Raw genomic sequence first — 18,545 nt, forward strand, 5'->3', positions numbered from 1 at the left:
GCGGTAATCACACGTCCGGTGGGCCCGCTCGTCTAGCCACAGGCAGCCCGGTCCGCACGGTGACCAACGCCAGGGGCTGATCTCATGCCTGATAACTCAACATCGCCTTCCGTGGATTCCCCGTTGTCCGTCACCGGACTCCAGGAGACCGAACAGCAGCGGAAGAAGACGCTGCACAAGGCCATCGGGGCCTCCGCGATGGGAAACTTCACCGAGTGGTTCGACTACGGCGTCTACGCCGCCACCACCGTCTATCTCACGCACGCGTTCTTCCCGGGCACCCTCGGAACGTTGGGGACCCTGCTCGGTTTCGCGGTCTCCTTCGCGCTCCGCCCGCTCGGCGGTTTCATCTGGGGCCCGCTCGGAGATCGCCTCGGCCGCAAGGTGGTTCTGGCCACGACGATCCTGCTGATGGCGGCCTCGACGGCCCTGATCGGCGTGTTGCCGACGCACGCCCAGGTGGGTGTTCTCGCGCCGGTCCTGCTGATCGCACTGCGCGTGGTCCAGGGCTTCTCCACCGGCGGCGAGTACGGCGGCGCGGCCACCTTCATGGCGGAGTACTCGCCGGACGGTAAGCGCGGACGCTACGGAAGCTTCCTCGAATTCGGCACGATGTGTGGATTCGCAGGCGGCACCGCGATAGTCCTGCTGCTGCAGCAGCTGCTCACCCGCGAGGACATGTACTCGTGGGGTTGGCGCCTCCCGTTCTTCATCGCGATCCCGCTGGGCTTCGTGGGCTGGTACCTGCGGCACCAGCTCGACGACACCCCGGTGTTCGAGGAGATGGCCGACGAGCAGGAGCATCAGGGCTCCGCGTGGGACCGTTTCGTCTCGCTGCTGCGGGATTACAAGCGGCCCATCGCCATCATGTTCGGCCTGGTGATCGCGCTCAACATCGCCAACTACACGCTGATCGCGTACATGCCGACCTATCTGCACGGGTCGATCGGCATGAGCGAGTCGGACTCGTCGACGCTGCTGCTCATCGGCCAGGTGCTGATGGCGCTGTGCATTCCGTTCTTCGGTGCGCTCTCCGATCGCACGGGCCGCAAACCCATGTGGTGGTTCTCGCTGATCGGCCTCCTCGTGATGGCGTGGCCCATGTTCTGGCTCATGGGCCAGGGATTCGGTTGGGCGATCCTCGGATTCGTGGTTCTCGGTCTGCTGTACATCCCGCAGCTGTCCACCATCACGGCGACCTTCCCGGCCATGTTCCCCACCCAGGTCCGGTACGCGGGGTTCGCGATTTCCTACAACGTCGCGACCGCGGCGTTCGGCGGCACCGCCCCGCTGGTCAACGACGCGGTGGTGGAGAACACCGGCTGGCTGCAGTTCCCGGCGTTCTACATGATGGCCGCCTGCGTGATCGGCCTGATCGCACTGCCCTTCCTGCAGGAGACCAAGGGATGCTCGATCCGCGGTACCGAGGTCCCGGGTCCGGACACCGACGCGACGCGGCTCGCACAGATCGAGGAGGCCCGGCTCGCGCAGGAGAGCTGAGCGGGTGCCGGTGACTACAGTGGTGCGGTGACCAGGATCATCGCCGGGGCGGCTCGCGGGCGCAGGCTCGCGGTGCCGCCCCGCGGCACTCGGCCCACGTCGGATCGCGTCCGGGAGGCGCTGTTCAGCGCACTGCAGGCGCGCCTCGATTTCGACGAGCTCGCCGTCCTCGACCTGTACGCGGGGTCGGGGGCGCTCGGCCTCGAGGCCCTCTCGCGCGGGGCGGAGCGAGCGGTGCTCGTGGACGCGGACGCCAAGGCCGTCGCCGTGATCAACCAGAACGCGCGCACCATCGGCCTGCCGGGGGCGGCCGCGCACCGTCGGGCGGCCAGGGCCTTCCTGGACCTGCCGGCGCAACCCTACGACCTCGTCTTCCTCGACCCGCCGTACGACCTCCCCTCCGCGACCGTCGACGGTGACGTGGCGGCACTGACCGGCGGATGGCTGGCGCCGGGGGCGCACGTGGTGGTCGAGCGCTCGGCCCGGACGGCGCCCACGACGTGGCCCGAGGGATTCGAGCTCGACGTCTCCCGTGACTACGGGGAGACGCGCGTGGAGATCGCCGTCTGGCAGGATGACCGGGCATGAGCAAGGCGTGCTGCCCCGGATCGTTCGACCCGATGACCAACGGCCACTTGGACATCTTCCGCCGCGCTGCGCGGATCTTCGACGAGCTGGTGATCACCGTGGTGGTCAACCCCAACAAGCAGGGCGTGTTCTCGATCGACGAGCGGATCGCGCTCATCGAGGAGAACGTCGCGGACCTGCCCGGGGTCACCGTCGACCGGTGGACCGGCCTGCTCGTGGACTACGCCCAGCAGAACGGCGTGGCGTGCATCCTCAAGGGCCTGCGCAACTCGACCGACTTCGACTACGAGCTGCCGATGGCCGGCATGAACATGCACCTCACGGGCGTCGAGACGGCCTTCCTCACCACCGCTCCGGAGTTCTCCTACGTCTCGAGCTCGCTGGTCAAGGAGGTCGCGAAGCTGGGCGGCGACGTCTCGAGCCTGATCCCGCCGAACGTGCAGGCCGCTCTCGCCGGCAAACTCGCGTAGCTGTCGACACGCGGCGCGGGCGTTACGGCGAAACACCGGTCCCACGCGTCACAATGGGTGTATGTACCGCGTATTCGAAGCACTGGACGAGCTGGGCGCCATCCTGGAGGAGGCGCGCAGCGTCCCCATGACCGCCGGGTGCCTCGTGCCCCGCGGCGACGTGCTCGAGCTCCTCGACGACATCCGCGACGCCTTCCCGGCCGACCTCGACGACGCGCAGGACGTGCTCGATCAGAAGGACCGGCTGATCAGCGAGGCACGGTCCCACTACGACACGACGGTGACGCAGGCCAATTCGGAGGCCGACGCCACCCTGAGTCGCTCCCGCGCCGAGGCGGACCGTCTGCTCGCGGACGCCAAGGCCCAGGCCGACCGCATGGTCGCCGAGGCGCATCAGCACGCCACCGGGCTCGTCGCCGAGGCCCGCGCCGAGGACGAGCGGATCCGTCGTGGCGCGCAGCGCGAGTACGAGGCCGTGACCGGCCGCGCCCGCGCCGAGGCGGAGCGCCTCGTGGCCGACGGTAATGCTGCGTACCAGCGGTCCGTGGCCGAGGGCATCGCCGAGCAGGAGCGCCTCGTCGCCGAGACCGAGGTCGTGGCGGCCGCCAAGGCCGAGTCGGATCGGATCATCGACGCGGCGCACGCCGAGTCGGACCGACTGCGCGGGGAGTGCGACGTCTACGTCGACACCAAGCTCTCGCAGTTCGAGGAGGTTCTGGGCGCCACCATGCGGTCGGTGAACCGCGGCCGGCAGCAGCTGCGCACGGCCGCCGGCGTGCACGATTACAGCGATCACGGCGCCGCCGACAGCTACCTCGAGGAGTTCGCCGAGTCGCGGGTCGACGCGCGGTAGGCGGCTTGACGTACAATCGGGTGTTTGGCTTGATCTGACGAGTTTCCCGAGGATTGTTGTGAACGAACCCAATGCCGCCGTGCGCCAGCCGGCCGGTAAGCCGTACGTACTCGACGTCCGCGCCTTCGGGCGACGGCCGGGCACCTCAGCCCAGGTGCACCGCACGGTGGCCGCGCCCGAGCGCATCGGCGTCGACCTGATCGGCATCGAGTCCGGCGAGGAGGTCGACCTCGATCTGCAGGTGCAGGCGGTGTCGGAGGGCGTCCTCGTGACCGGCACCGTGAGCGCCAACACCGCCGGCCAGTGCGCCCGGTGCCTGGACTCGCTCTCGGGGGCGCTCAACGTCTACCTGACGGAGTTGTACGCCTACCCGGACAGCGAGACCGCGCGCACCACGGACGACGATGAGATGTATCGCATCGACGACGACATGATCGACCTCGAGCAGGCGATCATCGACGCGGTCGGCATGGAGCTGGCCCTCGATCCGACGTGCTCCGACGACTGCCCGGGTCTGTGCCAGGGCTGCGGCGAGAAGCTGTCCGATCTGCCCTCCGATCACCACCACGAGCAGATCGATCCCCGCTGGGCCGGGCTCGCGAAGTTCGCCACCGAGGGCGAGGCCGACCAGAAGTGAGCAAGCGCCTCCCCGCGCCGCCCGCCTCGGACCGCGCCCCGCTGCTGGAAGCCCTGGGCGTCGGGCTCGACGAGGATCTCCTCACGCTTGCGCTCACGCACCGTTCGTACGCCTACGAGGCCGGCGGGCTGCCGACCAACGAGCGGCTCGAGTTCCTGGGCGACAGCGTCCTCGGCATCTCCGTGACCGAGTGGCTCTACACCACCCATCCCGACAAGTCCGAGGGCGAGCTGGCGAAGATCCGCGCCAGCGTGGTCAACATGCACGCCCTCGCGCGGGTCGCCCGCGGGCTGGGGGAGGGTGGCCTCGGTGCGCACCTGTACCTCGGGCGCGGCGAGGAGCTCACCGGCGGCCGCGACAAGGACTCGATCCTCGCGGACGGCATGGAGGCGCTGCTGGGTGCGGTGCACATCGAGCACGGCATCGACACCGCCCGCGAGGTGGTCCTGCGGCTGTTCCTGCCCCTGCTGACGGCGTCGTCGTCCATGGGCGCGGGCCTCGACTGGAAGACCTCCCTGCAGGAGCTCACCGCGGAGCGGGATCTCGGTGCGCCGGCCTACCGCATCACGTCGACGGGGCCCGACCACGACAAGGAGTTCACCGCCGTCGCGGTCGTGGACTCCAGCGATCTCGGCGAGGGCGTGGGGCGCACCAAGAAGGAGGCCGAGCAGAGGGCGGCCGCGGCCGCATGGAAGAGCTTGGGCGAGAACGGATCCGATTCGCCCACCCAGGGAGTCGGTGACGGCGGCGACGCCGAGCGGGCACCCGAGTCGGCCTGATGCCCGAGCTGCCCGAGGTCGAGGTCGTCCGGCGCGGCCTGCTCGACCACGTGGTGGGCCGGGGCATCACGTCGGTGGAGGTGCTGCACCCGCGGGCCGCGCGTCGGCATGCGGCGGGCGAGGCCGACCTCATCGGTCAGATCACCGGCGCCAGTGTGGAATCGGCGGAGCGGCGCGGCAAGTTCCTGTGGCTGCCTCTCGCTCGGGGCGGTGCCTCCGCCGATGCCGCGGTCGTCGTGCACCTGGGGATGAGCGGGCAGATGCTGGTCGATGGTGGTGCCGCCAGTGGTCGCAGCCCGGGCGACGACCGGCACCTGCGCATCCGGGCCGCGCTGTCCGACGGTGCCGTGCTCCGGTTCGTCGACCAGCGCACGTTCGGCGGCTGGGCAGTGGACCCGCTCGTCGAGGTCGCCGGCACGCTCGTGCCCGCGTCCGTTGCGCACATCGCGCGAGATCCCCTGGATCCGCTGTTCGACCGCGATGCCGTGGTGGCGCGGATGAAGCGCAAGGACACTGAGATCAAGCGGGTGCTGCTGGATCAGACCGTGATCTCGGGGGTCGGGAACATCTATGCCGACGAGGCCCTGTGGCGCTCCGGCGTCCACGGCCGCCGCCGTGCCTCCGCGCTCACGAAGCCAGCGCTCGGCCGGCTGATCGACAACGCAACTGACGTGATGCGGCAGGCCCTCGAGCAGGGCGGCACCAGCTTCGATTCGCTGTACGTCAACGTCAACGGGCAGTCCGGTTACTTCTCCCGCAGCCTCGACGCCTACGGGCGGGACGGTGAGCCGTGCCGGCGGTGCGGCACGATCATGCGCCGCGAGTCCTTCATGAACCGCTCCTCGCACTTCTGCCCGGTGTGCCAGCGCAGTCCTCGGATTCGCTGATCACGCCGGATCCGGTGTTGGAGGCATAGCTCCTCGCAGAACCCGTGCGCTCTGCGCATGCCTCGTGAAGTGTCAGGTCAGCGTGTTCTCCAGCAAGGGCCATGCGCCGGGCGCATGTCGTGGACGCCGTCGGGTCACCGATCTCCGGCGCACCGGCGGCGTTTCGCGACTGCATCAATATTTCATGAAAGTAAACAAAATCGTAATTGGTAGCTCACCGCCGCGCGTACGTCGGTGTATCTAGTTAGCATCGCTATGCAGATGTTTCGGGAGGGGCGCCCTCGACGTGCGTGGTGTGTGAACGTCGAGGGCGGGTGGCCGACCGTGTCGCGAGTCCAGCGTCGTCGTCCCTATCGCTGGGCACCGTCGTGGCGGAGAGGACATCTGTTCCGGGTCGGCGCCTGTCGGTCCGTCCAAGTGACCCGTTCCATCCGACTGAAGGTGAGAAGATGCCACAGATCCCCACGTCCGATATCGATGCCGCGAAACGCCGTCTCATCACGCCGACCAACCTTGCTGAGCTGGGGATAACCGACGATGTCGTCGCCTCGGTGCTCAACTTGGACGGCCTCAAGTTCAACTTCCTCCGCGACGGCAAGTCCGTGACGGTCGCCCCCGAAGGGCTGTCGATCAACGAGACCACCTTCGGTAACTACTCCGGGCCGACGGCCGCGGACCGAGGGTGGAACGCCTACATGAATCTCGGAGCGCCGCTCGTCGAGGAGCGGGCCGACATCATCCAGCCGCCGGCCGACGTGCTCTCCGCACGGGCCTACGAGAACCGCTCTGCGGCGTCGGTTCGGTCCTTCGAGGACTCGATTGAATTCACGATCTCGAATACGTTCCGGTGGCACCTGGAGGGCGAGGTCGACCTGACTCTGCATGACGAGGTGACCTCGGAGGAGTCGTCGGCGCTCGAGCAGAGCGTGGAGAAGAGCCTGGCTCAGCTGATGTCGAGCACGTTCATCGCGCACGACCACAAGGACAACATCGGAACCCAGGTCGACACCAAGGTGCAGGTCGAGGTCACCGACACCGCGGGTGCCAAGACCACCGGAACATCGACGGGATCGCGAACTCTTGCCACCGAAATCCTCTTGCGCATGATGGGATTCATCGAGGGTGAGATCACGACCTCGTGGACATCGCGGTCGAGCGTATCCGGCGACATCGGTCCGGGGACCCGCGTGGAGACGATGGCGACCCAGCGTCGCCAGATCCAGCAGTACGTCTACGAACTGCCGATCAACTTCGGTGGGTTCGTGGCGCTGCAGTACCCTGAACCCGTTCCCGTGCAGCAGAAGCCGCCGCAGTCCACCCCGCCGGACACTGCCACCGTGATCGCCCAGGACATCCGCAGCCTCAACCTCGTTCCGGCCGAGGGCTACCGCCCCAAGGGGGTGGCGGAGACCGTTTCATCGCTGGACGTCGATCACGTCATCTTCGCCGACGAGGCGATCGGCAACCGTAGCCAGTCGTTCGCGCGTCCGCGCCAGCACTACGCGTAGACCGCCGGGCCGATTCATACATCACTCGCAGACATCACCTGCAGAAACGGAGACAGAGCATGGTTTTCGAGAACATCTTCGACCTCGCCAAGTCCGCATCGAGTTCCGCCCGGTCGACGCAGACGGGCATCGTCGGGTACCTGCCCGCATCGCCGACCGAGGCGGCGACCGTAGCGCCGCACGATCCCGCACAGCCGGCTCCGGACAGCTGGGTGCGTGATCCGAAGATCGTGCGCGAGACCGCACCCGAACTGGCCGACCTCTTCGGCTTCGTCTCGTCCGTGAGCGAGGCGCTCACGTCGGCGGCCGACAAGCAGGGGCCCGTGGCCAACGACCCCACCTCGACGACCGGCGCGGCCGAATCGATCATGGGGCAGGGGCAGGAAGCGACCCGCAAGGCCACCGACGACCTGCCGCAGCCGACGATCAACCACCCGTCGCCGCCTCCGAAGGTGGACACGCCGCATCCTGACGGCGCGTGACCTGCACCGTGCGAACACGTCGAATCCGCGCCGGCCGGGCCCCGGCGGCCCGCCGGCGCGGATTCGACCCACCACGGTCGGCGGCCAGCAACCCTTCGATCAACAGTCGAATGCCCTGCAGGACGACCGGAGTCAGTTGATGATCTCGCCGCGGTCGGTGGGCGCCTTCGAGATCAGGGTGTCGCGCCACATCTGCAGCGCCTCGGGCGTCAGGCGGGTCCAGTCGTGGATCTCGGCGACGATCCGCAGGGGAGCGGTGCTGCGGTAGGAGCGGGTGGGGTTGCCGGGAAACCTCTTGTCGGTGACGTTCGGGTCGTCCTCGAAGTCACCGGTGGGCTCGACCTCGTAGACGTGCGGGGAGGCACCGTCGGACTTGAGTTCGGAGGCGAGCTCCGCAGCGAGCCCGGCACCGTCGCGCAGGGCCGTGAAGTAGATGTGGTTCATGACCACGTCGGGGCGGTAGTTGGAGGTGAAGCCCGGTGTGAGCAGATCTCCGGTGCGGAGTTCGGCGGTGGTGCCGTGGAAGAACGGTCCGGTTTCCGATGCGGCGCTCATGGGCCCAGATTACCGGCCCGGCGGGCGGACGAGTCGCCACAGCAGGTGGCCGGCGCTGAGCGCGACGACGCCCAGCATCACCCAGATTCCGACGCCGAGTACACGATTGCCGCCCGGGCCCACGATCGCACCGACGACGGAGACCGCGAGGAGGAGCAGTACGCCTGTACCGACCACGAGCAGGAAGCGTTGCAGGAGCGCGTCGAGCCCTGGCCTGTTCTCCGGCGTGAGCCAGTAGGCACGTGCGGATGGCGGCAGATTGATCAGTCGGTCGGGGATGGCGGATGTGCACGCCGCGAGCACTCCGAGCAGGGCCGCGACGGCGCCCGCAGAAGCGGTGAGTGTCGCGATCGCCGTGCCGCGCGGTTTCCAGGAGTCAGCCGTGCCGCTGCCGTCCCAGTGGACGGGGAACGGGTCGGGGCCGGATGCGGCCGCCCACGCCAGGGAGGCGACGCACAGAACGAGCGCGCCGACGAAGATCCACCAGCGAGGCCGCATGGGGTCGATCTTACCGGTGCGAACGACTCCTACCGGAGTCGTACCGATTGCCTCGCGCAGTGACGGAGCGCTGCGGCGGATGGGCGAGAACCCAGATCAGGTAGCCGACCGAACCCACGCCGGCGAGGATGAACAGGACCAGCAGCGTCGCCTTGGCGGCGGTCTCGCCGACGTCGATGATCGTCACGCCGATCGTCGCGGCGCGCTGGAGCAGCACGAGCCCACCCAGCCAGAGCAGATAGCCCGAGGCGATGGCGTCGAAGCGTGGCCGGTGCGCAGGATCGAGCCAGTAGTCGCGGCGCGGCGTGCGGATGAGCGAGGCGGGGATCCGCGGCATGACCAGCGCGAGCGCCGCGAAGAGCGCCGCGATCCCTGCGGCGATGGCGGCGTGCGCGACGATCGCGTCGGTCCGCGCGCCCCAGGTCAGCGGCCGTCCGGACAGGTCGAAGTGCGTCGGGAAGGGGTCCGGGCCGGACACCGCCGCCCAGACCGATGCCGCCGCGTAGGCGATGACCGTCCCGAGGAACGACAACCATCGCGCGCGCATACCGTCGAATCTACCGTTCGGGTGGCCGACGGGGCGTCCGGACGCCGTCCGGAGTGGGCGCCGGCGGCGGACCCGGCTGCCGTAGATTGGACGGTATGGCCGATACGAACGCGCAGGCACCGTCCACCGAACTCTGGGTCGAGCGCACCGGCGTGCGTCGCTACACCGGCCGCAGTTCGCGGGGCGCGGAGGTGCTGGTGGGTTCGGTGGACGTGGAGGGCGTCTTCACCCCCGGTGAGCTCCTGAAGATCGCGCTCGCAGCCTGCAGCGGGATGTCCACCGACCACGTGCTCGCGCGCCGCCTCGGTGACGACTACGACGCGACCGTGCGCGTCTCCGGCGACGCGGACCGGGAGAACGAGGTCTATCCCGAGCTCAACGAGATCCTCGAGTTGGACCTCTCGGAGCTCGACGAGGCCGGGCGGGAGCGCCTCATCACCGTGGCCCGGCGCGCCGTCGACCAGGTGTGCACCGTCGGGCGCACGCTCAAGGCGGGCACCGTCGTCAATCTCGAGATCACCTCGGAGTAGTCCCGTGCCCGAGGAGCAGACCCGGATGACGGCGTGGGTGCACGGGTACGTCCAGGGCGTCGGGTTCCGGTACTGGACGAAGACTCAGGCCCTGGAACTGGGGCTCCTGGGATACGCTGCCAACCAGCCCGATGGGCGCGTCCGCGTCGTGGTCGAGGGCGCACGGTCCGCATGCGAGACTTTGCTCCGACGCCTGTGGTCGGGGGAGACTCCGGGCAGGGTCGATCTGGTCGTGGAACTGTTCGGGCCCGCACGAGGTGGGCTCCCGTCGTTCGAGGAGAGGTGAGGCATGCAGCCGCCCGTTCCTGAGAACCGTCCGGTGGGCGAGGTCCCCGGGCCGGAGTCGAACCACATGCCGCCCGTCCCCGGGTTGCATCCGCAGCTGAACCCGCCCGGCACCGTCGAACCATCGCGGCGTCCGGGACGGATCCGGCAGCAGGACGAGAACACCAGCGCCCGCCCGGAGACGGTGGCGGAGGCCCGGGCCCGGCAGCGGGCGCAGCGCCAGCGGGCCGAGGACGAGCAGCGCCAGGCCGCGGAGGCCGCTGCCGCGGCGGCGAAGAAGAGCCGGCGGCGCAAGCAGATGATCGGTGCCGGCGTCGGCGTCGGTGTCGTGGGCGCGATCGCGCTGCTGTACGTGGCGATCCCGGACAACGACGGTGCGCGCAACGTCAGCACGCAGACCGCGTACTGCACCACGGGCAACGAGCAGGTGGTCTCCGACGACTACTGCTCGCGCGGCACCTACAACCCGGTGACCGGCTTCATCCTCCTCAACGGCATGAGCTACCGGTACAACTACGGCGGCACCGTCAGCAACGGCCACATCACCGGCGGCAGCTTCGATCGCCCGCCCAACACCGCTTTCCGCACCTCGTCGGGCACCGCAGTGGATCCGGGCAAGACCACGTCCTTCGGTTCCAACGGCCAGACCAACGCGGCAGGCAAGGCCGCGCCGCCCGCCGCCGGATCGGGCGGCAAGGGCACGGGCAGCGGGTCGGGAAACACGAACGCGGGCAGCAACAGCGGCTCGAGCGGCAAGAACATCGACCGTGGCGGGCTCGGTACCTCCAGCAAGGGGGGCGGCTCCAAGGGCGGCTCCGGATCGAGCGGGTCGTAGATGCGGCGCATGCGGGGAACGCCCCGCGCGGGTTGGCAGAGCACCGTCGAATCGCAGGGGCTGGTGTTCGGCACCCCTGCGCGCGACGGAGCCGGCGACAGCCGGAACTACTGGGACGAGTCCGTCTTCTACGAGTTCGACATGGACGAGGTGCTCTCCCTCGAGGCGCAGGTCGAGGTTCTGCACTCGATGTGCCTCAAGGCCGTCGAGAACGTGATCCTCACGGAGCGCTACCGCGACTTCGGGATTCCCGAATGGGCCTGGGGTCCGATCGAGGAGTCGTGGAAGCGGCAGGACCCGCACGTCTACGGCCGCTTCGACCTGCGCTACGACGGTCGGCGCCCCGCGAAACTGTTGGAGTACAACGCCGATACGCCCACCTCGCTGCTCGAAGCGGCCGTGGTCCAGTGGTACTGGTTCCAGGACACCGCGCCCGACAAGCGCTCCTGGGACGACGGCGGCTACGACCAGTGGAACTCGCTGCACGAGTCGCTGGTCGCACGCTGGGGCGAAGTCCGGAACCTGATCCCGCCGTCGGAGCTGCACTTCACCTGGTCCGGCGCGGACGCGACGGGCGAGGACCACGTGACCACCGGCTACCTGCAGGAGACGGCCGCCGAGGCCGGCTTCGACACCGTCGGCCTGCCCATCGAGGACATCGGCTGGGACCACGACCTGAAGACCTTCGTCGACCTCGAGGACGCCCCGATCCACTCGGTGTTCAAGCTCTACCCGTGGGAGTGGATCCTCGAGGACGACTTCGGTAGGCGGGTCGTCGAATCCCTCCCCGCGACCACCTGGATCGAACCGCTGTGGAAGGCGATCCTGTCCAACAAGGCGATCCTCGCGGTGCTCTGGGAGATGTACCCCGACCACCCGAATCTGTTGCCCGCCTACATCGACAGCCCCGGCTTCCTCACCGAGTACGTGAAGAAGCCCAAGCTCGGCCGGGAGGGCGCGAACCTCACGATCGTGGACGGGGGCCGGGAGACGGCCACCGGCGGCGTCTACGGCGCCGAGGGCTACGTGTACCAGATGTTCGACCCGCTGCCCGAGTTCGACGGCTATCGCCCCGTGATCGGCGCCTGGGTCGTCGGCGACGAGGCCGCCGGCATCGGCATCCGCGAGACCTCCGGCCTCATCACCGACGACGGTGCCGCCTTCATCCCGCACCGCATCACTCCGAAAGGCACGACCGCATCATGAACACGACCCTCCTCGCCGCTGCAGACGTGGGCACCCTGGGCAAGGGCGTCGGCGCGATCGCCCTGTACGCCCTCGTCGGCCTGGTCCTGATGGTCGCCGGCTTCTACGCCGTGGATCTCTCGACGCCCGGTAAGCTGCGCGATCTGGTGAAGGCGGGCAAGCCCAACGCCACGTACATCACGGCGGCCGGGATGCTCTCGATGGCCTTCATCATCGTCGTCGCGATCTACGCGAACTACACCGGCGGTGGCGACCTGTGGGCGGGCCTGGTCTACTCGCTGGTCTACGGCATCGTCGGGATCGTCGTGCAGATCGTGTGCGTGCGGGTCCTCGACCTGGTCACGGGCGTCGACATGGACGAGCTCATGTACTCCGAACACTTCCTGCCCCAGGCCCGCGTCATCGCCGCCTCGCACGTCGCGCTCGGCCTGATCGTGGCGATGGCAGTGCTCTGACGGCCGCGTCGTGAGACCGCACCGCGTCACCCTCGCCGACGTCGCGCGCGAGGCGGGCGTCTCGGTGACGACGGTGTCCTTCGTGCTGTCCGGCCGGGAGGGCGTGCGGATCACCGAGGCCACCGCCGACCGCGTGCGGGCCGCGAGCGAGCGGCTCGGGTACCGGCCCGACCTCGCCGCCCGGAGCCTGCGGGCGCAGTCGACGATGACGCTCGGGCTCGTCTCCGACACGATCGGCTCCGAGCCCTACGCCGGCTACATGGTGCGGGGGGCCATCGAAGAGGCGTCGGCGACGTCGCGGATGGTGATCCTCGCGGAGACCGAGGACTACTCCTCCGACGGTGCGGACCTCGTGGAGGCGATGTTGGACCGTCGGGTGGACGGGCTCATGTACGGCGCGATGTACACCCGCGAGGTCGTGCCGCCCGCGCGTCTGAGCACGGTCCCGCACGTCTTCCTCAACTGCCTGCCGGACGAGCTCACGGGGCCGGCGGTGATCCCCGAGGAGCTGATCGCGGGGCGGACCGCCGCCGCCGCGATCCTCGCGGCGGGGCACCGCGACGGAATCCACCACGTCGGCGGCCGGCAGATCTCCGCGCTGCATCCCGACGGCATCTACGCGGGTCATCGGCGGTTGCGGGGGATCGAGGAGGAGCTCGCGACGGCCGGTGTCGAACTCGCGAGCGTCATCGAGTGCGAGTGGATCCCGGAGGAGGGCTACCGGGTGGTGTCCGGGCTGCTGCGGTCGACGCGCCCCTCGGCGCTGATCTGCGCGAACGACCGTACGGCCTTCGGGGCGTACCAGGCCCTCACTGACGCCGGACTGTCTGTGCCGCAGGATGTTTCAGTGATCGCCTTCGACGATTCCCAGCTGGCCGGTTGGATGCGTCCTGGGCTGACATCGGTCGCCCTGCCCCACCGCGAGATGGGTGCCCGCGCGGTCGACCTGCTGGTCGCTGGCGATCTGGCCCCTGTCGTCCACGAGGTGCCGATGGAGCTCGTGGAGCGGGGTTCGATCGCGCTCCGCTGAGCCGCCGCCGTCGTCCGCGGGAGTGAGAAGGATGCCGGGGCCGGCGCGAGCTAGCTGATAAATCGTTTCACTAAATCGTTTAACCCCTTGTCAGCGTGCGTTCACCGATGTAGTCTTCGTCACATTCAGGCGACGGCGGTCGGCTGTATCACAGCGAGAGTTTGGAACACCCACATGGCATCGTTCACCCAGGCCTTGAAGAACAGGGCCTACCTACATTCTTCGGTCACCTTCCTACTGTTCTTCGGCTCCTGGGGCATCTGGTGGTCGTTCTTCTCCCCGTGGCTCCTCAAGAGCCCGGAGGAGGGCGGCCTCGGCCTCACCGGCGCTGAGCAGGGCACGGTGTACTCCACCAACTCGATCGCCGCACTGATCGTGATGTTCGTGTACGGCACGGTGCAGGACAAGCTCGGGCTCAAACGGCACCTGGTGATCCTCGCCTCGGTGGCGATGGCCCTGATCGGCCCGTTCTTCATCTTCGTCTACGAGCCGCTGCTCAAGAGCTCTTTCATGGTGGGCGTGGTCGTCGGCGCCATCTACCTCTCCTTCGGCTTCCTCGCCGCCGCGGGCCTGCTCGAGGCCGTCAGTGAGCGCACGAGCCGTCGATTCGGCTTCGAGTACGGTCAGGCCCGCATGTGGGGCTCCTTCGGCTACGCGATCGTCGCCCTGGTGGCCGGTTTCCTGTTCTCGATCGACCCGCACCTGAACTTCATGGTCGGCTCCGCCTTCGGTATCGCCTGCCTGCTGGTCCAGATCTTCTGGAAGGACGAGACCCCGGCCGAGGCGGCGATGCACGTCGAGCCGAGCACGCCGTCCCTGAGCGAGATGGTCGCGCTGCTGAAGATGGGCCGGCTGTGGAAGGTCATCCTGATCGTCCTGTGCACCTGGACCTTCTACACCGTCTACGACCAGCAGATGTTCCCCGACTTCTACACCCACCTCTTCGGCGATGTGAAGCAGGGCGAGCAGGTGTACGGCGTGCTCAACTCGGTCCAGGTGTTCCTGGAGGCCGCCATGATGGGCGTCGTCCCGATCATCATGCGCAAGGTGGGTGTGCGGAACGTCCTGCTGCTCGGCTTCACCGTGATGACGCTGCGCATCCTGGGCACCGCGATCTTCAGCGACCCGATCATGGTCTCGATCGTCAAGATGTTCCACGCCCTCGAGGTGCCGCTGTGCATCCTCGGCGTCTTCCGCTACTTCACGCTGCACTTCAACTCGAAGCTGTCCGCCACGCTGTACATGGTGGGCTTCCAGATCGCCTCGCAGGTGGGCGTGGTCATCCTCTCGCCGCCGCTGGGCGCGCTGCGTGACGCCATGGGCTACCAGACCACGTTCTTCATCATCTCCGGCATCGTCGCGGTCGCCAGCACCGTCGGCTACCTCATCCTGAAGAAGGACGACGAAGAGGTCGACGGCGATCCGTTCTACCGGGACGGCCAGGAGCCCCTCGACACCGCGAAGGCCGGCGCATGACGGGCAGGGACATGACAGGAGTGACCATGGAAGCCGAGCTGGCGCGCGCCGAGGCCGCAGTGGCCGCACTGGCCGCGGGACGTGGGGACCGGTGGTACCCGCTGACCCACATCGCCGCGAACGCCGGCTGGATCAACGACCCGAACGGCCTGTGCTACTTCGGCGGTCGCTACCACGTGTACTTCCAGCACCATCCGTACAGCGCGAAGTGGGGCCCGATGCACTGGGGCCACGTCTCCAGCGCGGACCTGGTCACCTGGCGGCACGAGCCGATCGCGCTGGCGCCCAGCCTCGGGGAGGACCGCGACGGCGTCTTCTCCGGGTCGGCGATCGTCGACGGCGACGACCTGGTCGTCTTCTACACCGGCCATCGCTGGCGCAACGGCGTGAACGAGGACGAGGGCAACCTCCAGGTCCAGTGCGTCGCGCGGTCCACGGACGCGATCACCTTCGTCAAGGAGGGCGTGGTCGTCACCGGTCCGCCGGAGCTGCCGCACTTCCGGGATCCGAAGGTCTGGCGCATGGGCGAGACCTGGTACATGGTCTTCGGCGTGTGCTCGGCCGACGAGCGCGGCGAGGTCTGGCTCTACACCTCCACCGACGGTGCCGCGTGGGAGTTCGACCGCGTCGTCTTCCGCGATCCGGACCCGAACGCCTTCATGCTCGAGTGCCCGGACATGTTCCCCCTCGGCGACAAGTGGGTCATCGTGTACTGCCCGATGGGTCCGAAGCCGCAGGGCTACGGCCTGCGCAACGGGCACAACGCCGGCTACGTGGTGGGGGACTGGGCTCCCGGCCAGGACTTCGTCCAGCTCACCGACTACCGGCCCGCGGACTGGGGCGGCAACTACTACGCGCCGCAGAGCTTCACCGCACCGGACGGACGGCGCATCGCCTTCGGCTGGATGGGCGGGTTCGATCACCCGATCGTCTCGCAGCGCGACTCGTGGTGCGGCCAGCTCACCGTGGCGCGGGAGCTCACGCTCGCCGATGACCTCCGGGTGCGCTCGATGCCGGTGGCCGAGTTCGCTCAGCTGCGCACGGCCACCGTCGACCTCGGGGACGTGACGATCGGGCGCGACGAGGAGCTGACGCTCCTTCCCGACCTCGATGCCGCCGACATCGAACTCACCGTCTCACTGTCCGACGGTGACGCGGAGCGCGTCGGCCTGGTGCTGCGCACCAACACCGGCAACGAGATCCTCATCGCCTATGACGATCTCGCGCAGCGCGTGCTGATCGACCGCCGGCGCGCCGGATACGGGGAGCGCGGCTACCGGGCGGCGCCGTTCGACGGTGACGTGCTGCAGCTGCGCGTGATCGTGGACCGGGGATCGGTCGAGGTCTTCGTCGGTGACGGCTCGGAGTGCGTGAGCTCGCTGGTCTTCCTCGGCGAGGGCGTGCGCTCGGCGATCCTGTTCGCCGAATCGGGTACCGCGCGGTTCACGCGGGCCACCGCCCATCGGCTCCGGTCCATCTGGGAGAACTGAGCGCACCGCCCGGCGTCGCGCCCCGAGCGTGGGTGCGACGCCGGGCGCGGTCGTTTGGCGGTCAGCCGTTCAACCGGGCCGTCCGCATGTCACGTTCCGCGATGATCCGGCGACGGCGCCGTGCGGTGAGCAGATCGGACGTCCCCAGATTGCTCCCGTCGAGCGGGTCGACCCCGTTCGCCCGGAGGAAGGGCACCGCGCGTTGTGAGATACCGCCCTTGACGTCGAACTCCGCGAGCAGCTCCTGCACGGTGTACTTCGCCCCCGACGTCCCGGCGGAGTCGTTGGCGCGTGTGATCACCCAGGCGATCGCGGCGGCGGCCCGGGCGGGCGAGCACCGGCGGCGGAAGATGTCGGGATCATGCCGCGCGGTGCGCTCCAGGAACAGGCGCATCGCCGACCGGTGCTCGATGTCGAAGAGCCGGACGGCAACGTCGTCGCACCGTCGGGCCACGTCTGCGACGGTCTCGCGGACATCGTCCGGGATGCCGGCCCAGTCGATCTCGTGGTCGGGGAGAGGCGCGTCGGTCAAGGTCAGGAGCGCCGGCCTGCCCCCGACGCTGCGGTCCAGGACCTCGAGCATGAGAACGTCGATCGAGGCCATCGCCTCGCGCATCGCCGCCTCGCGCCGCGTCTCGACCGGGCCGGTGCCGTGCTCGGTCTCGTAGTCGAGGTCGTCGATGCGCCGCCCGATGAGCGAGTCCATGACCTCGGTGGGATCCCGCCCGTCCGCCAGCGCGGCACTGAGATAAGCGCCGAGCGGATCATTGTCGCCGGTCTCACCGTTGACGGCGGCGAGGAACTCGGGCTCGTACTGGTCGACGGCCCCGAGCGTGGCGTTGGTCGACTCCTCGGAGATGCCCTTCTCGCGGTGGCAGAAGCGGATGAAGGCGCGAATGAGCGCCGGGTACCGTTTCATGGTTGCCGCGTTGTCGAGTACTTTGCGCGGCAACGTGTCCGCGAGCAGGATCTCGACGACGACGGGGCTCCAGCGCGTCGGGTCGTCGCCGTGCACCCAGCAGAGCGTCTCGGCCATCGTTCGCGTGTTGCGGAACCGCAGTTTCTTCGCCTCGGGGGACTGGCTGAACCTCTGGACCAACCGTTCGATAGCGGCATCGTCCCAGTCGTCGAGGACGGTGTCGTGTCCGCCCTCGGGAAGCAGGCGGATCAGCCACTCGAGCCACGGACGGGTCTGCGGCCAGGTCTCGGAATCGGGAATGCCCAGGACCATGTCGGTGCGCTCCAGCGCATCGACGAGCCGCGCGCGGGCAGTGGCAGGATCGAGGGGTCCGACGGTCAGGTCGTCGCCGGCGTAGCGGCGCGTCGTCGCCGCGAATTCTGCGAGGTCTCCTGGGAAGGGGAACGCGTCCTTCACTGCGGAGCCGAGGTTGTGATCGATGAATGCGACGATGCTGAGCGGCGGCGCGCCGGGGATGCGCACGCCGATCGTGACGTTCTCCCCGTCGCCGAGCTCTTCGACCGAGTTCAGCACCCCCGTCACGGTCGTTTCCGGCAGCCCCGTGGCCCACGGCGGGACCGGTTGACGCCGAGTCGCCAGCTCGGCGTCGATGGTGTCGCGGGTCGTGTCATCGTCGATCAGCTCCCGGACCACGCGGAGCGCGGCCGTCGTCTCGCGTAAGGGCACGCCGATGAAGCTCTCGACCAGCATGGTCAGGGTGGGCGTCGACGGTTTCGCTTGCCAGGGGAACTGCGCGGGCCGCGTCGCCGCGATCAGGGCGCTGATCGTCATGAGGAAGTCGATCGGGTCACCGGTGCGCAGCGCCGGCCTGAGCATCTGGATCAGCGGCTGGTTTTCCGGGACGTTCTGATCGCGGGCGGAAACGCTGTGGAGGTGGCGGTTCGCCCGAGGCGCGTTCTTCCGGCGGTTGCTCATCGTTCGCCAGCGTATTGGCTCGGCCCCGCTCGCGCCCGCG

Annotated in this window: 21 protein-coding genes; 17 read left to right on the forward strand and 4 right to left on the reverse strand. The window is 68.7% G+C overall.

Features of this window, described 5'->3' with window-relative positions:
• The first annotated feature begins 84 nt into the window (after window positions 1-84).
• From AC21LY_RS20005 to AC21LY_RS20045, 9 genes are all read left to right on the forward strand, one after another.
• Complete coding sequence (locus tag AC21LY_RS20005; RefSeq protein WP_489048315.1) at window positions 85-1,500, forward strand: MFS transporter; 1,416 nt, start codon at window positions 85-87, stop codon at window positions 1,498-1,500.
• A gap of 27 nt (window positions 1,501-1,527) precedes the next feature.
• Window positions 1,528-2,088, forward strand: a complete 561-nt coding sequence (gene rsmD / locus AC21LY_RS20010) for a 16S rRNA (guanine(966)-N(2))-methyltransferase RsmD (protein WP_489048316.1) — start codon at window positions 1,528-1,530, stop codon at window positions 2,086-2,088.
• Complete coding sequence (gene coaD / locus AC21LY_RS20015) at window positions 2,085-2,558, forward strand: pantetheine-phosphate adenylyltransferase (protein WP_489048317.1); 474 nt, start codon at window positions 2,085-2,087, stop codon at window positions 2,556-2,558. Before rsmD ends, coaD begins: the two co-directional genes overlap by 4 nt.
• Before the next feature lie 61 nt (window positions 2,559-2,619).
• Window positions 2,620-3,411 carry a DivIVA domain-containing protein gene (locus AC21LY_RS20020; RefSeq protein ID WP_489048318.1) on the forward strand — a complete coding sequence of 264 codons (792 nt, stop codon included), beginning with the start codon at window positions 2,620-2,622 and terminating at the stop codon, window positions 3,409-3,411.
• 58 nt (window positions 3,412-3,469) lie between these two features.
• Window positions 3,470-4,048, forward strand: a complete 579-nt coding sequence (locus AC21LY_RS20025; RefSeq protein WP_489048319.1) for a YceD family protein — start codon at window positions 3,470-3,472, stop codon at window positions 4,046-4,048.
• A complete protein-coding gene (rnc, locus tag AC21LY_RS20030) occupies window positions 4,045-4,827 on the forward strand; it encodes a ribonuclease III (RefSeq protein WP_489048320.1) in 783 nt (260 codons plus the stop codon). The genes AC21LY_RS20025 and rnc overlap by 4 nt, the downstream gene beginning before the upstream one ends.
• On the forward strand, window positions 4,827-5,714 hold the full coding sequence (gene mutM, locus AC21LY_RS20035; protein WP_489048321.1) for a bifunctional DNA-formamidopyrimidine glycosylase/DNA-(apurinic or apyrimidinic site) lyase: 888 nt from the start codon (window positions 4,827-4,829) through the stop codon (window positions 5,712-5,714). The genes rnc and mutM overlap by 1 nt, the downstream gene beginning before the upstream one ends.
• Window positions 5,715-6,163: 449 nt before the next feature.
• The gene (locus tag AC21LY_RS20040) at window positions 6,164-7,222 is read left to right on the forward strand and encodes a hypothetical protein (RefSeq protein WP_489048322.1); all 1,059 of its coding nucleotides are present in this window, start codon (window positions 6,164-6,166) and stop codon (window positions 7,220-7,222) included.
• A gap of 59 nt (window positions 7,223-7,281) precedes the next feature.
• The gene (locus AC21LY_RS20045; RefSeq protein WP_489048323.1) at window positions 7,282-7,704 is read left to right on the forward strand and encodes a hypothetical protein; all 423 of its coding nucleotides are present in this window, start codon (window positions 7,282-7,284) and stop codon (window positions 7,702-7,704) included.
• 132 nt (window positions 7,705-7,836) lie between these two features.
• Here AC21LY_RS20045 and arr read toward each other — a convergent pair whose 3' ends face one another.
• From arr to AC21LY_RS20060, 3 genes are read right to left on the reverse strand one after another with little or no spacing between them, the layout of a single operon-like run.
• A complete protein-coding gene (arr, locus tag AC21LY_RS20050) occupies window positions 7,837-8,259 on the reverse strand; it encodes an NAD(+)--rifampin ADP-ribosyltransferase (protein WP_489048324.1) in 423 nt (140 codons plus the stop codon).
• A gap of 9 nt (window positions 8,260-8,268) precedes the next feature.
• Complete coding sequence (locus AC21LY_RS20055; protein WP_489048325.1) at window positions 8,269-8,757, reverse strand: DUF1648 domain-containing protein; 489 nt, start codon at window positions 8,755-8,757, stop codon at window positions 8,269-8,271.
• Between the two features lie 10 nt (window positions 8,758-8,767).
• Window positions 8,768-9,304, reverse strand: a complete 537-nt coding sequence (locus AC21LY_RS20060) for a hypothetical protein (RefSeq protein ID WP_489048326.1) — start codon at window positions 9,302-9,304, stop codon at window positions 8,768-8,770.
• Between the two features lie 95 nt (window positions 9,305-9,399).
• Here AC21LY_RS20060 and AC21LY_RS20065 point away from each other — a divergent pair, with 95 nt between their 5' ends.
• From AC21LY_RS20065 to AC21LY_RS20100, 8 genes are all read left to right on the forward strand, one after another.
• The gene (locus AC21LY_RS20065) at window positions 9,400-9,834 is read left to right on the forward strand and encodes an OsmC family protein (RefSeq protein ID WP_489048327.1); all 435 of its coding nucleotides are present in this window, start codon (window positions 9,400-9,402) and stop codon (window positions 9,832-9,834) included.
• A gap of 4 nt (window positions 9,835-9,838) precedes the next feature.
• Window positions 9,839-10,120 carry an acylphosphatase gene (locus tag AC21LY_RS20070; protein WP_489048328.1) on the forward strand — a complete coding sequence of 94 codons (282 nt, stop codon included), beginning with the start codon at window positions 9,839-9,841 and terminating at the stop codon, window positions 10,118-10,120.
• 3 nt (window positions 10,121-10,123) lie between these two features.
• Complete coding sequence (locus tag AC21LY_RS20075; protein ID WP_489048329.1) at window positions 10,124-10,954, forward strand: hypothetical protein; 831 nt, start codon at window positions 10,124-10,126, stop codon at window positions 10,952-10,954.
• Complete coding sequence (locus AC21LY_RS20080; protein WP_489048330.1) at window positions 10,955-12,160, forward strand: glutathionylspermidine synthase family protein; 1,206 nt, start codon at window positions 10,955-10,957, stop codon at window positions 12,158-12,160.
• Window positions 12,157-12,615, forward strand: a complete 459-nt coding sequence (locus AC21LY_RS20085; RefSeq protein ID WP_489048331.1) for a DUF350 domain-containing protein — start codon at window positions 12,157-12,159, stop codon at window positions 12,613-12,615. Before AC21LY_RS20080 ends, AC21LY_RS20085 begins: the two co-directional genes overlap by 4 nt.
• A gap of 10 nt (window positions 12,616-12,625) precedes the next feature.
• Window positions 12,626-13,645, forward strand: coding sequence for a LacI family DNA-binding transcriptional regulator (locus AC21LY_RS20090; protein ID WP_489048332.1), 1,020 nt, complete (start codon window positions 12,626-12,628; stop codon window positions 13,643-13,645).
• A 174-nt stretch (window positions 13,646-13,819) separates the two neighbouring features.
• Window positions 13,820-15,121 (forward strand): MFS transporter, encoded by a 1,302-nt coding sequence (locus AC21LY_RS20095; RefSeq protein ID WP_489048333.1) that lies wholly within the window; start codon window positions 13,820-13,822, stop codon window positions 15,119-15,121.
• 11 nt (window positions 15,122-15,132) lie between these two features.
• Entirely contained in the window at window positions 15,133-16,611 is a 1,479-nt protein-coding gene (locus AC21LY_RS20100; protein WP_489048334.1) for a glycoside hydrolase family 32 protein, read from the forward strand.
• A gap of 61 nt (window positions 16,612-16,672) precedes the next feature.
• Here the strand turns inward: AC21LY_RS20100 and AC21LY_RS20105 are convergent, their stop codons facing one another.
• Entirely contained in the window at window positions 16,673-18,505 is a 1,833-nt protein-coding gene (locus tag AC21LY_RS20105; RefSeq protein WP_489048335.1) for a hypothetical protein, read from the reverse strand.
• Window positions 18,506-18,545 lie beyond the last annotated feature (40 nt).

The organism is Tsukamurella sp. II2bb, assembly GCF_057815145.1.